Genomic DNA, 14,615 nt, shown 5'->3' with positions numbered 1-14,615 from the left:
CATGTTTCGAGTTGTGATAGTGGAAGATGAATATATCGTGAGGTTCGGTATTCGCTCCATGATTGACTGGGATAAGATTGGCTTATCGGTGAGCGGTGAAGCAGCGAATGGGCAAGAGGCGTTGGCTTTAATCAGCGCAACACCACCTGACATTCTTCTCACAGACATTAAAATGCCCGTTATGGATGGCATCACGTTAATTACAGAAGTACGTAAAAGTTACCCTCATATGAAAATAGTCATTCTTAGCAATTTGGAAGATTTCCAATATGCGAAGGAGGCGATTCGCAATGGGGTTTCCGAATATATGATCAAATCTGATATGATGCCTCGTGATTTGGAGGAAACATTGCTGCGGGTGAAGGAATCAATCCTAGCGGCGTCACCAGCAAGTGAGCAGAAGCACTCGGTGAGTGAGGTAGCGCCTCTCGTCAAAGAAAAACGGATGCTAGAGCTCCTTGAAGAAAAGGACCCTGCTCGCTGTAACCAAATCGTAGAAAGCTTGAAGCTGCCCGATGATAAGCTACCTTTGTATGTGCTTCATATCGTAAAGAATGAATGGACGCAGAGTGTTGAGGAGGCGCAAGCTTTGATACGCATGGCGTTTGCAGCAGTGATGCCCGCCTCCACAGAGAATGCCTATGAAGCTTTTCCCGATCGGCAAGGGGAAATGAATGTACTTCTTTTTACAGGGGAAATGATGGCTGCGGGCTTGGCAGAGATGAAGACATTAGTGCTAGCTATCCTTCACTATCTCAAGAACCATTGCGCAATTTCTTGTACGATAGGTGTTAGTATGAGCACAATTCGTTGGGCTGATCTTCACGAAGCTTACGAGCAGGCGAAAGCCGCAGCGAAATATAAAATGTTCATAGGATCTGAACGAGTCATTCTGTATGGCGTTGATTATGTGCCTTTGCAAAGTCAGCTGGCGGACAATATTAAAGTGAGCACAACGCATATTCATTCCATGGTATATGCTTTTCAAACGAAAGAGCTGCAGGCCTATTTGGAGGATATTTTCGAACAGCTGACAGCTCGTAAAGATTACGATCTCGTGGAAATTATTTCGCTGGAGCTGTTAATTCTACTCACGACGCTATGGTCAGAGGTTGCAAGCGATCAGATGAGTATCCTTCAATTAAAGAAACAGTACTATGAGCAATTGTCCAAATTAGAGACGATTCAAATGAGTAAAGCTTGGTTCCTGCAAGCATTTGAGGAACTCGTCCGGCATATGATCGGTGTGTATAATAGTGATCGAAACGGCATTATTAAAGCAGCGCAATATATCGGGCAGTACTATCAGCAAGAGATTTCGCTGCAATCGATCAGCAATTTGGTGCATTTAAGTAAGAACTATTTTGCCAACTTGTTCAAAAAAGAAATGGGTGAAAGTTTCCTGGAGTATTTGACACGAATTCGCATAGAGAAAGCGATGAACTTATTAACAAGTGAACTTAAGACAGCGGATATTGGCCATTTGGTAGGAATTCCAGACCCGAAATATTTCTCGAAAGTGTTTAAAAAGATAACGGGGCTATCCCCATCGGAATACCGTATTCGCGCAAGGGAAGACAGGACTTAGAAGTCTTCTTATACAGAAATGCAAACGCTTTCCGTTGAGCTGTTCGTTTTCAGGCATTGGGAAAGGGGGATCGGGTTGTTAAAGAGAGATAGGATCAAACGTAACGTTGGCATCGGATGTCTGCTGACGCTCGCCTTCATGCTGACAGGATGCACGTTATTGTCCGATGCGCCTAAGCAAGCAGCTGAGAACAAGAGAATCGTGGCGGGGGCAGATGCACCCGTGGAAGTTTCATTCTGGAATCCATTCGGCGGTGGTGAAGGGGAGTTCGTGGAGCGCATTGTTCAAAACTTCAATACATCGCAGAAGGCCGTGTTCGTGAAGCAGCTTCGCTTAGAATCAAACGAATATTACGTGAAATTGAGCACAGCTCTTTCTTCAGGGAAAGGTCCGGATGTAGCGGTTGCTCACGTAGACCGGATGTCACCGTTCGTTAAAGCGAAGCAAATTATGCCATTGAACGATTTGGCTGCGGAGATCGGATTTGATTTCAAAGACTTGGAAGAGAGCAATGTCCAAAGCGTTAGCTTCAAGAGCCAGCCCTACGCGCTGCCACTGGATACCCATTTTCACATGTTATATTACAATAGGGCTATTCTGAAAAAAGCGGGCTTACTGAATGAAGATGAAACGCCTAAGCTGGCCATTTCTTCCCCAGAGGCATTTATTCAGATGCTCCAACAGATTCAAGCTAAAGTACCGAATGAGGAGCCATTTGCTGTGAACACGCCATATTTCCAAGAACCATTTCTCAATATGTATTATCAAGCGGGTGGTGAATTATTGGATGATAGCAAGCTGAAGATTAGCATCCATAATGATAAATCCATTCGTGTATTGAAGTTTTATCAACAACTCTACGCAAATAAACTCTCAGATGTAAACGATAAGACTCCATGGGACACCTTTCATAATGGTAAAGCTGCTTTTTGGATGGGCGGTGTTTGGGAGGCGGGCTATCATTTAAGTGAATCTTCCCTTCCCGCGGGGATCATGCCGCTTCCAGCCCTATTTGGCAGTTCAATGCAGTGGGGAAGTTCGCATACACTCGTCATTCCTACCTACGTAACGAAGGAGAAACAACGTGCTGCTATGACATTCATGTCCTATTTCTCAAAGGTAGGTTCCATGCTATGGGGCCAAGCTGGACATGTGCCTGCCAATCGTGCTGTTCTTCAAAGCCAAGAATATCGGCAATTGCCGTATCGTCAGCTTTTCATCGAGGCGCAGCATCATGTCAAATTTGCGCCGCAAACGGATAAATATGCGACGATGTTTACCACGCTGTCAGAAGAGCTTCAAAGCATTATATTGGGAGGGCTTGATCCGGAGGAAGGGCTTGATCCGGAGGAAGGGCTTGTACAACTTGAGAAAAAAATGAACAATGTCTTGGCCAATTAGACTGTAATGATGTCCCCTTACGGAACTTTCGTGAGGGGATATTTGCATTCTTTGGGAAGATTTTAATTCGCAGAGACGATTATGCTAAAATGATCTTATAAACGCAAAGGAGCTGAAATAAGTGAACATTATATTCCATGGTCAAAGCTGCGTAGAGATCCAATTGAAGGAATACAACCTCATTATCGATCCTTTCCTCACAGGTAACCCGCAAGCCGTTAGCAAAGCGGAGGACATTAAGGTCGATTATATCCTTGTTACGCATGGACATGGAGATCACGTCGGAGACACCGTTGCCATTGCGGAGCGAAATAATGCAACAGTTATTGCTCCTAATGATTTAGCTAGATATCTAGGCTTTCAAGGGGTTCAAACGCATGGAATGGGCATCGGCGGGGCATTTGAATTCCCCTTTGGCAAAGTGAAGCTGACGTTAGCTTTGCACGATTCTTCCTATAATCCGCCAGGTACCAATGAAAACATCTATACAGGTATGGCGAGTGGGTTCTTGCTCAAGGTAGAGGGGAAAACGATCTATCATGCGGGAGACACGGGGCTGTTTAAAGATATGAAGCTGATTGGCAAAATGAATGAAATTGACCTGGCGTTTCTACCTATCGGTGATAACTACACGATGGGACCGGAAGACGCGGTCATCGCGGCGGAATATTTGAAAGCGAAAGCCGTTGTTCCTATGCACTACAATACGTTCCCGGTCATTGAACAAGATCCTCACAAGTTTGTGAAAAGCCTAGAAAAAGAAGGTATTAAAGGCATAGTGATGACGCCTGGGGAAACAATGACTCTGTAAGCGGGAAAGGCTGCTTTATCAGGAGGATCAGCTTTCGCTTTCCTTATTCGATTGACGATCCTTCCAGAATAGGACGGTAAGCATACGCTCTACCCATTCCTTATCTTCAGGCGTTAAGACAAAGCCATCAAACATGAGCTCATTTTCACGGAGAAAACGTCGCAAATTAACAGGATTGCTTTCAAACTGTTGGTTTACTTGTGAAGACTCAAGGTAACCCGCAATATCCATCAGTTCTGAGTATGAGGTGTTGAGTCCCTCAGATAGTTTCATTAAGACGTCTGGTGATGGAATGCCACGGTTGCCATTCTCGAGCTGTGAGATGTACGCCGCAGACACGCCTGAGCGATCAGCTAGTTCGCGAATTGTGAAGCCTTTCATTTTGCGCATATCTCGTAATTTATCGTAAAAATACATAGCTGCTCATCCTCACTCCGTAAAGTAAACATTAGTAAACGATATAATACTAGCAGTTTACTATAGTAATTACAATGATGAGTTTATGAAATGCAGGATAACAGCCAACCACCTTGCGATTAACCATCGTAGGGTGGTTTTCATTTTGTCCAGCGTGCATCGATCGGGCGGCAATAAAAGAAAAAGAACCCAACAACAATAGTAAAAATACGTCAGGATTTGTAAAGATAAATCATTAATTTTCAATCCTATAGGCGATACAATAAGTGCATGCAAACACACTAACAAGAGAAAGAAAGCGCATTCGGAGATGCGTTTGTCAAACAAACATGAGAAAGCAGGAGATGAGTATGAGCGCTGTTCAAGAGCAGGCAGGATTGGTTATTCGTAACCCGAGTAAGAAATCGCGCCTCCTCCCCAAGTTAATGAAGCAAAAGTTTCTTTTCCTACTGTTATTGCCTGGTATGGTATACTTTCTAGTTTTTAAGTACGGCCCCATGTATGGCATTCTGATTGCTTTCAAGGATTATAGTCCGCAAGACGGCGTATTTGCCAGTCCGTGGGTTGGATTTAAGTATTTTCGCGAGATGATTGAAATGAAATACTTCTGGACGGTTACGGTGAATACGTTGAAGATCAGCATCCTGAAAATTGCCATAGGATTCCCGGCGCCGATTATCTTTGCTTTATTGCTAAATGAGTTAGTCTCCAATAAATTTAGGAGAATTGTGCAAACGATTTCATATCTTCCGCATTTCCTTTCGTGGGTTATTGTCGCGGGTCTGATCTTCCAACTCGTTTCGCCTAGCTACGGATTGTATGGGTTAATTTGCGAAGTGTTTGGCTGGCAGCCTCGCATTCTGTTAGGAAACGGTCAATCGTTTCTCCAAATTCTACTGTACTCTAACGTCTGGAAGGAAATCGGCTACGGCAGTATCATTTATTTAGCCGCGATCGCCGGCATTAATTCGGACATGTATGAATCGGCTGTCATTGATGGCGCGGGGCGGTTCAAGCAGTGCTGGTATATCACGATTCCAAGTATTTTGCCAACAATCTGTATGCTCTTTGTCCTAGGACTTGGCGGTATTCTCGATGGTGGATTCGATCAAATTTTTAACTTATACAATTCCATGGTGATGCCAACCGCGGATATTATTGATACGTTTGTCTATCGAGTAGGCTTGGTTGATATGCAATATAGCTTCTCCACAGCTGTTGGTATTGCGAAAAGTGTTATTGCGCTCATCCTTGTCTTGTTTTCAAACTGGATTGTAGGCAAACTTTCGAACTACACCGTTTTCTAACAGAAAGGAAAGAACATACACATGAAAAAAAGCGTAGGCGAAAGGCTATTTAATGTTCTTAATATTGGGATCATGTTATTCATATGTTTAACGATTGTCTTCCCGTTTGTACAGCAGATCGTTATTTCAATTAGCCCGCCGGATGAATCGAGCAAAATCGGGCTCCATATGTATACTAGCAATCCAACGTTCGATGCCTACAAGCAAATTTTTGCTACGGGTTCTTTACTTGAATCCTATTACTGGACGATACTGCGCACGGTCATTGGGACCGTTCTAACGGTTGTTGTATCGGCGATGCTTGCCTATCCGCTATCCAAACGGTATTTACTTGGCAGAAAAATGTGGATGGGCCTTATCATATTTACGATGTTCTTCGGTGGGGGATTAATTCCGACGTATTTGCTGGTCAAGGAGCTGCATATGCTCAACACGGTCTGGTCCTTGGTCATCCCGGGGTTATGCAGTGCGTATACAATTGTCATTATTAGGAATTTTTTCACATCACTTCCTGTTGAAGTTGAAGAGAGCGCATACATGGATGGTGCGAATGACTTTTCTATCTTTTTCACCATCGTATTGCCGCTTTCTACCCCCATTATTGCAACCGTGACGCTGTGGTCGATGGTTGGTCAATGGAATTCCTGGTTTGATGCCATGATTTATATCTCGAATGGTGAGATTAAAGTATTGCAAATTATTTTAAGAGATGTGCTTAATAATGCACAGGATGCTGCGTTGGCCAATGTTATGGGAATTGAAAATGTCGACATGTCCGGTCAACGATATACGGCTGAATCTGTAAAAGCAGCTATCTTACTCGTCACCACGATCCCGATTATTATGGTATATCCCTTCTTGCAAAAATATTTCGTGAAGGGAATTATGATTGGTGCTGTGAAAGGTTAATAGGGGTTTCAAAGGCTAGTCCAAATAAATGATGTACGTAAAGGGGAAATTGTCGATGAAATTTGTCAAAAGTATGTCTGCATCACTGGTTTTGACCACAGCTGCTGTTGCTGTTCTTGCGGGTTGTTCAACATCGAGCACAGACACAGACACCAAGAAAGAGAAGGTGGAAAGGCCAACCATTAATATCTTTACGACACGCATTCAGCCGAATCCTAATTCGGAAGTCATTCGACAGCTGAATGAAAAGCTTGGCGTTGATTTGAAAATCACGGCTGTGCCCGATGCAGACTATGACACCAAGCTGAACTTGTTCGTTGCTTCTGGTGAGATGCCGGATGTGTACGGCGGCTATATTACAAGCAGTAAAGCCCTGTTTGATTCGGCAGCCAATCTGACGGAGGACGAAGTTAAGCAATACGCTCCGAACATTTATGCATCGTTTGTCAGCAGAGCGGGTAATCAAAAAAGTCATATCCTCGATCTCTGGTCCAGAGATGGAAAACTCAAGGGTTTTAATAACGGAGCATTAGGCAACTCGCTACCTTATGGCGTTGCTATCCGTTCTGACATTTTGAAAGAACTAGGGGTCAGTACGCCTAAAACAATTGCCGATTGGGAAATTGTGTTGAAAAAGTATAAGGAAAAATATCCGAACAATTACCCGATTACGGTTCAGAACGGCGGAGAGGCCCAAGCCATGTATTATTTCCTGTCCGCATATGGTGTGCGGCGCGACGCATGGATCTATAAGGATAACCAGATTCAATATGCGCCATTTATGCCTGGGATGAGAGAAGCGCTGATTCAGCTTAACAAATGGTATAAGGCTGGCTACATCAATCCGGAGTACTACACAATGTATCAGAATACATCGGCACCTGCGGATGAGTTTGTCAATAACAACGCGCTCTTTTATCAATATTACAATACAACGCTCCAGATGAATCCACCTTTCGATGAAGGAAGTATTGGTGCGAAGCTAACAGCGAAATATCCGAATGCTAAGCTGGAATGGGCGCCATTCCCAACACTGGGTGACGGCAGCAAGGGCATTGTCGCTAATGCGCCGATGTTTACCAACATTGTCTTCTTCAACAAGAAGCTAGAGAAAGATCGGGATAAGCTGCATAAGATCATGACAGCGTGGGATAAAATTTTCAGCGATCCGGAGCTGTTTACACTTGCCAAGTATGGCTTGAAAGATACGCACTATACCCTTGTTAATGGCGCTCCTGTGATCAAACAGGAATTCTCCACGAATGATGCGAAAGCCAAAGAAGGTTTCGGCTGGCCGTTTAATGGCGCTTTCGACGCTACGGACGACGTGAATGCGAAAGTGCTTCCGACTTTTGTAAAAGAGAACAGACAGAAGCTGCTGTTTGATGACAGCGGATTGTACAGCAAGAAAAATGTAGATTACCTCGTGACCACAGATAAGCCGACGGTAGAAGGGCCAATCACCTCTGAATCCGGTGAAACGCTGGATGGTAAAAATCAAACCTACGCGACGCAATGGAACACGATGTTCACATCCGTCATCGTTGGCGAGAAATCGATTAAAGATTATGATACGTTCATCGCAGATTGGAAAAAACAACTTGGCGACGAGTTAGTGAAGAACGCTAACCGATTGTATAACAAGAAGTAAGGAGAACGTTGAACGCTATGCTGAATGACAAACAAACAGAACGAATGCTGGGCAAGCTCAAGCGTTTTGAAAAAACGATAGAGCCGTACATGTTCACGAAAGTAGATACGCTTAATGTCGGCATTTACAGAACGCCGGAACGGCTCCATCACATACCAGATAGCTCGTTGTTCGTTCAGGCAAGCCCAGGCGAGGTCTGGGGCGGCGAGGGGCAGTACTGCTGGCTGAAGGGAACCTACACAGTCAAGTCAGAACTGGACAAACAAACCTTGTTCCTGAAACCGCATGTCGGAGGCCACGAGACCCTGTTATGGGTCAACGGAGCACCGTATGGGACGTTTACATTAAGCCATGGCAATCATTACTGCGATTTACTGAAGTCGGCTGTTCACGGCGGGGAAGTTATTGAGATTGCGCTGGAGTCGTATGCGGGGCATTTTTCAGCGGCGAGCCAGCCTCTGGCTGAATCTCCGCGCTCCGACTTTATGCACAAGTATGAGGCGGTGGACATTTGTGTAAAAAACCATAAAATGGCCGATTTTTACTTCGACTTGAAAACCTTTAACCAGATGGCAGGCGCATTGGATAAGAACAGTTTTGTCCGTGCGAATATCATCAGGACTTTAACGCACATTCATGAGGTTCTCTATTATTCTCCGGATAATATTACGCCAGAACTGTTTGAAGAAGCTGTTGAGCAAGCCAGTCTGCTGATCAAACCATTGTACGAGTATAAGAATACGTCTCTGGCTCCGATTGCCGCAGTCATTGGTCACTCTCATATGGATACGGCCTGGCGTTGGACGATCGAAGAGACTGTTAAGAAGTGCGCGCGCACCTATGCCAATCAGCTTAGCCTAATGGAGCAATATCCAGAGTATATGTTTGTTCAAAGTTCCGCCTACCACGGGAAAATGATGCTGGAGCATTATCCAGCATTGTTTGAGAGAATCAAAGCTGCGGTCAAAGCTGGCCGGTATGAACCGAATGGTGCGGTCTGGATCGAATGCGACGGCAACCTGGTCGGCGGGGAAATGATGCTGCGGCAGTTCGTCTGGGGGCAGCGTTTCACGAGGGAGCATTTTGACTATACGTCGAACTGCTTCTGGCTGCCGGATACGTTCGGATACAGTCCATCCATCCCACAGATCATGAAGGGGTGCGGAGTTGACTACTTCTTGACGACCAAGATGTCGTGGAACGATACGAATAAATTTCCGTACGACACCTTCTATTGGCAAGGGCTGGATGGAACGAGAGTGTTGTCGCATTTGAACAAAACGCATCTGTGGCCAGATCCAGAAACTTGTATTGACTCCGTCATGGACGGACATCGCTCCAAAGATGCCATAACGGACAAAACGGTTTCCAATATGCGCCTGCTTGCCTACGGGTATGGTGATGGCGGCGGCGGCCCGCAATTTGAAATGATTGAAATGGCGCGGAGAAGCCGTGATTTGGAAGGCTGTCCTAGAGTAGAGACAATGTTCGTTGGCGATTTCATGCAGCGATTGGAAAAGTCGTTGACGAACCCGCCCGTATATGCAGGTGAGCTGTATCTCGAGCTTCACCGGGGCACGTTAACCAATCAGCATACAATCAAACGCAATAATCGTTTGTCCGAGATTCGCGTGCATGATTTGGAATATTTTACGGTGCGAGATGCGGTCAACCGAGATGAGATATGCCGAGATACGGATATTAAACCGCTCGTAGAGACACTGCTTATTAATCAATTTCATGATATTTTGCCAGGAACATCGATTCCGGATGTGCATGACCGGAGTATCTTGGAAACGACACAGCTTATTCAGCATGCTGATAAGCTAATCCGAAACGTCGTGCCTGTTCAACCATCGGTCAATAAGGTTTCGGTTATGAACACCTTATCGTTTGATCGCAGCGATACGATTTATGTTGAGGCTGTCGATGGCTGCATGATTCAAGGTGATTACGCACAGCAACGAGTAACTGATCTGTGGGGGCGCAATCAGCTCGCAGTAGCGGGGGTCACAATGAAGGCTTTATCGTCTGTTGTGCTGGAGCAGGTGGAAGGTGAACCTAGTCAGGCCTCATGCTTCCACTACGAGAACAATAAGCTGGATACGCCATTTTACAAAGTGGTTTTCAACGAGAAGATGTATATCACATCGTTAATCGACAAGCGTTTAAATAGGGAGCTTAGAGGGCACGGCTATGCGTTGAATACGCTGCTCATGGCAGAGGATGTCCCAACTGCTTGGGACAGCTGGGACATTGATGCCGATGTGGAGCTGAAGTTCAAGGACAGCGCCGAGCTGCTATCGAGCGAAATCGTATCCGAAGGACACGTGGAATTTAGAATTCGCAATCACTATAAACTGACTGCCAAATCAAGCTTACTGCAGGATGTTATTTTCTACGGTAACAGTAAGCAAGTAAAATTCGAGACACTGATGAATTGGCAAGATGATCACCGATTGTTAAAGACGGTCTTCGATACGAGTGTTTTTGCGGATTTTGCGAGGCAGGAGCTGCAATTCGGGTATATCAAGCGTCCAACGACCCGCAATACGGATATTGAAAAAGCGAAATTCGAGGTATGCAATCATAAATATACCGATTTGTCGGAAAACAAGTACGGCGTCGCCATGTTAAACGATTGCAAATATGGGATATCCGTTCACCAATCTCAGTTAGGGCTGACGCTTCATAAAGGTGGTTGCCGACCGGATTACAGGGGGGATAAAGGCGAGCACAGCTGTTCATACGCCTTCCTGCCTCATCATAGCGGCTTCGATGCAGATTCCGTCATCAAGCCTGCTTATATGTTCAATTATAAACCAATCATTGTGCCTGGCGCATGTAGCTTCGATTCATTCATTCGCGTAAGCGAGCCTAATGTAATCATTGAAGCGATCAAGCCATGCGAAGATAACGAGAAGGCTTATATCGTCAGATTGTACGAAGCAGAGGGGACCTACACCAATTCGACGCTGATGTTTGCGGACGAGATGACTGGGGCTACGCTCACCAATATGCTGGAGGAAGACATCGAGCTGTTGGAAACAAAGAACGAGATCGCGCTTAGCTTCAAGCCTTTTGAAATTAAAACAATCAAGATTAGCTATTCCAAGTAAAGCAGCAATTAAAAATAAATCTGCCGAAATTACACGGCAGATTTTATTTTTTAACCTATGTGCAAGTAGCTCTGTTTATCTTTGTTCTCGGCCGTCCATAAATTGTTTTGGACTTTTCCCTGTCATTTTTTTGAATGTCCGGCTGAAATGTTCAGGGGATGTATAGCCCACTTTTTCGCATATTTCATAGATTTTCAGGTTGGACGACTTCATAAATTCAATGGCTTTGGTAATACGAATGTGAGCCAGATAATTGGTGAATGTGGTATCCCCTTTTTCTGAGAACAGACGGCTTAGGTAACTGCTGTTGATATTTAACTTGTTGGCCACAAATTGCAGGTTAATATCGGACATATAATGTTCCTCTACATAATGCTTAACCTGATTGATCATTGAATTCTCGCCATTGTGGTTCTTGACGATGGCAATTGCGGAGGACAGCCATTTATTCAGTGAATCCAAATCACCATAAAATTTCAAATGCTCTTCATACGCTTTACTTAGCTCACGCAATTCGTTGTAGAGACCATTTTGCAACGCAAAATCCATGAGAATAAAATGATATTTCATGTAAAGCTCTTTGATCGCCCGAATATGACTGGCACTCGCGAGTTGTGGGGAAATGCTTATCTTCTGAATGTCGGGTTTGCATTTATCAAAGAGGATGGCACTCAACTGGTCTTTCAGAATGGAAATTTGTTGTCGGCTATCGATTGTCAGCGGTGGCGTCTCTTCGAACTTTGCCGAATAGGGAATGATTGAACCGTTGCCTGCTATAAAGCAATAATCAACCGACAGCCTCGCCTCATGAAGGAGCTGTGGCAGCGAGGAGAAATCGTAAGAGACACGGCTTACTCCAAGGTTGATGCGGTAGCCATTCGGACGAAATGTGCTAAAGGCATGTCTTAAATGTTGCATGATGCTCGCCTCGGATTCCTGCCAGGCATAAAGCATAAGAATTAAATATTCAAATGGTGATGTCTGAATAATTTCGATGTGGGCTTGGCTGCTAGAATCGAGATGCTCTTCTTCGTCCGGAGAGAGACACTTCGCAATCGTTTCCTTCATGGTTGCCTCAGGTGTGGAGGCGTGCGCATCAAGCTTATTCAATCGTAATAGAAGTACTGTTACGCGTTTTTTATCCTGGTTGTATAGCAATTCTTTTAAGGTGTCGAGATCGCTTGCTTTAATATTCTCTGCTGCCAGTCGACTTAATAACGTCTCTTTCATCAGTTCTTTGCTGGAGATGGCTGCTAATTTGGGACGATCGTTTAGCCGCAGATTGGACAAAGTGTGGTTAATATGCGCTTCTGTCATTTCGGATTTCAATAAGTAATCTTTAGCACCAAGCAAGAAGGCTTCTTTGACCAAATGAAACTCGTTAAAGGCGCTAATCACTAGGAAGGTGATATGAGGTCTAACGACTAATGTCTCTTTGATCAACTGCAGGCCGTCCATGATCGGCATTCTCAAGTCTGTTATGACTAAGTCAATGTGCGTGTCACTCTTAATCCGCTGATAAGCATCTTGTCCATTGTAGAACTCGCCTACCAAATGGATAGACAACTGATCCCATTGAATCATGCTCTTAAGCATCTGCCTGACATAGGGTTCGTCGTCGACAATAATGGCATTCATTCTAAGCTTGCACCTCTTTCGCCAATAAAGTGAGCGTCAGCATCTTCCAAATTGTAGAGTACCGGTAAAATGATGTACACGTTGGTGAAGGAGTTAACCTCACTTTCAATCTCAATGCCATAAGGTTCTCCGTATTGGAGCCGGATTCTTTTGTGAATGTTCATAAAGCCGATTCGCAGGGAATCAGAGGTAGTCGTCGATTGATGTTCAAGCAAGTTGTCCTTGATAGAGCTTGATATGCCAATTCCGTTATCGAGAACGGAGAGAACAAGTGTCGTACTATTTTTGAGATAAGTAGATAAAATGATGCTTGCTTTGGTGCCTGTATTCAAATTGTGATTCAATCCGTGCATGATGGAATTTTCCACGATAGGCTGCAAAATCATATGTGGCACTAGCAAATGAGAGGTAGATTCCTCAATCTGGTATTCAACATGTAACTGGTTATCATACCTCAGCTGCTGCAACCGAATATAGTCTTGAATATTCTGCATTTCCTCTCTCAAAGCAATCACATTGCTGGGATGACTAAGTGTATTACGAAGTAATCGACTTAAGGTGACCAGCATATGGGCCGTCGTTTCATCCTGATGTTTCATCGCTGAATAACGGATAGAGTTAATCGTGTTGTATAAGAAATGGGGATTGATTTGATATTTCAGCATATCAATCTCAGATTTGCGTTTCTGGTGTTCGATTTCAATCGTTTGCCGAAATAAGTTGTCGATACGATCCACCATTTGGTTGAAGCCGCTTGCGATTTGGCTGATTTCATTTGTGGAATTGGGCGCAACGGCCATTTTAATGTTCATTTCTCCGACCTTTTTCATAGCATTAGCCAGACGCTTGATCGGGAGCAGAATCTCTTTTGAAATAAAAAATGAAAATAGAATCATAAGCATCAACAAAGCTACAACAAGAATGATAGAAAAAAGAATAATTGCTGAAGAAGCTTCGGTGACATGCTTCGATGAGGACAGTTGAATAAAGCGCCAGTTGGTCACATTCGACTTGTTCTGTAAAACGAAGAAGTCATCGAGATAAGAGATCGTATCCAAGCTCTGATTAAGCGGAAGCTGCTGTGTCGTAGTTGCGATGCGATGATCACTAATCGGGAATACATGGTCGTTTCCTGCAATAACGGTATTATCGGTATCCAATACGCGAACGATGCTATCGGAGAATCGGAGCTGGTTGCTTAGAAGATCATTCATCGTTTGCTGATTGACCAGAAGAATAATTTGGCACAAGCTCTCCGAGGGATTATTTCCCATAATATTATAAATATTTTTGGTGATGATTGAATATTTTCCTTCGAATACGCCAAAAGGAGAGAGTTGATTGCTGAACCAACGCATATTTGGACTAGCTTCCGTACTAGCGATGATCGGATTGTTCTTAAAGTCAGTCGTGACAGAGACGAAGGATTTGTAGCTATACACGACGCGCCCGTCAATCACAACCATGGCGGCGGAAACGACATCATCCGTGGCAAATAAGCTTTTGATTTGCGGATCGAGGCTCATCGTACCCATATATTTGGCATGCTGGATATCCCCGTGCTTGATGTCGCTTAACGCTGAGAGAACGAAACTGTAGAAAGTGGTTGAATTCGAAAGAATGTCCATATATTTTTGGAACCTTGTATAAAGATCGTCAAGGGAAGCTTGGCTTTGCCGTATATCAAACGAAATCGTATTGACCAACTCTTTTTGAGCGTTCGTTTTAATACTGGAGTAAGAATAATACGAAAGGGCGAGCAGCGGTATGACGG

General features: G+C 44.3%; 10 protein-coding genes. 7 read left to right on the top strand and 3 right to left on the bottom strand.

Annotated elements, in window-relative coordinates:
* Position 1 precedes the first annotated feature (1 nt).
* The 3 genes from AC58QM_RS08485 (at position 2) to AC58QM_RS08475 (ending at position 3,800) form a co-directional block, all read left to right on the top strand.
* Positions 2–1,588, top strand: coding sequence for a response regulator transcription factor (locus AC58QM_RS08485; RefSeq protein WP_497283031.1), 1,587 nt, complete (start codon positions 2–4; stop codon positions 1,586–1,588).
* A 75-nt stretch (positions 1,589–1,663) separates the two neighbouring features.
* Positions 1,664–2,989 (top strand): ABC transporter substrate-binding protein, encoded by a 1,326-nt coding sequence (locus AC58QM_RS08480; protein WP_497283029.1) that lies wholly within the window; start codon positions 1,664–1,666, stop codon positions 2,987–2,989.
* 121 nt (positions 2,990–3,110) lie between these two features.
* The gene (locus AC58QM_RS08475) at positions 3,111–3,800 is read left to right on the top strand and encodes a metal-dependent hydrolase (protein ID WP_497283027.1); all 690 of its coding nucleotides are present in this window, start codon (positions 3,111–3,113) and stop codon (positions 3,798–3,800) included.
* 27 nt (positions 3,801–3,827) lie between these two features.
* Here the strand turns inward: AC58QM_RS08475 and AC58QM_RS08470 are convergent, their stop codons facing one another.
* On the bottom strand, positions 3,828–4,217 hold the full coding sequence (locus tag AC58QM_RS08470) for a helix-turn-helix domain-containing protein (RefSeq protein WP_497283026.1): 390 nt from the start codon (positions 4,215–4,217) through the stop codon (positions 3,828–3,830).
* A 350-nt stretch (positions 4,218–4,567) separates the two neighbouring features.
* On the opposite strand from AC58QM_RS08470, the gene AC58QM_RS08465 reads away from it, so the two are divergent.
* The 4 genes from AC58QM_RS08465 to AC58QM_RS08450 are packed head-to-tail and all read left to right on the top strand — an operon-like array spanning position 4,568 to position 11,203.
* Positions 4,568–5,524 carry an ABC transporter permease gene (locus AC58QM_RS08465; protein ID WP_497283024.1) on the top strand — a complete coding sequence of 319 codons (957 nt, stop codon included), beginning with the start codon at positions 4,568–4,570 and terminating at the stop codon, positions 5,522–5,524.
* A gap of 21 nt (positions 5,525–5,545) precedes the next feature.
* Complete coding sequence (locus tag AC58QM_RS08460) at positions 5,546–6,433, top strand: carbohydrate ABC transporter permease (RefSeq protein ID WP_497283022.1); 888 nt, start codon at positions 5,546–5,548, stop codon at positions 6,431–6,433.
* Positions 6,434–6,488: 55 nt separating this feature from the next.
* Positions 6,489–8,084, top strand: a complete 1,596-nt coding sequence (locus AC58QM_RS08455) for a type 2 periplasmic-binding domain-containing protein (protein WP_497283020.1) — start codon at positions 6,489–6,491, stop codon at positions 8,082–8,084.
* 17 nt (positions 8,085–8,101) lie between these two features.
* A complete protein-coding gene (locus AC58QM_RS08450) occupies positions 8,102–11,203 on the top strand; it encodes an alpha-mannosidase (protein ID WP_497283018.1) in 3,102 nt (1,033 codons plus the stop codon).
* A 75-nt stretch (positions 11,204–11,278) separates the two neighbouring features.
* Here AC58QM_RS08450 and AC58QM_RS08445 read toward each other — a convergent pair whose 3' ends face one another.
* Positions 11,279–12,841 carry a response regulator transcription factor gene (locus tag AC58QM_RS08445; RefSeq protein WP_497283017.1) on the bottom strand — a complete coding sequence of 521 codons (1,563 nt, stop codon included), beginning with the start codon at positions 12,839–12,841 and terminating at the stop codon, positions 11,279–11,281.
* On the bottom strand, positions 12,838–14,469 hold the full coding sequence (locus tag AC58QM_RS08440) for a sensor histidine kinase (protein ID WP_497283015.1): 1,632 nt from the start codon (positions 14,467–14,469) through the stop codon (positions 12,838–12,840). Before AC58QM_RS08440 ends, AC58QM_RS08445 begins: the two co-directional genes overlap by 4 nt.
* Positions 14,470–14,615 lie beyond the last annotated feature (146 nt).

It is taken from the genome of Paenibacillus sp. J22P165, assembly GCF_059692015.1.
The sequence above is the reverse complement of the archived record's forward strand: the minus strand, read 5'-3'. Positions and strand labels throughout refer to the sequence as shown.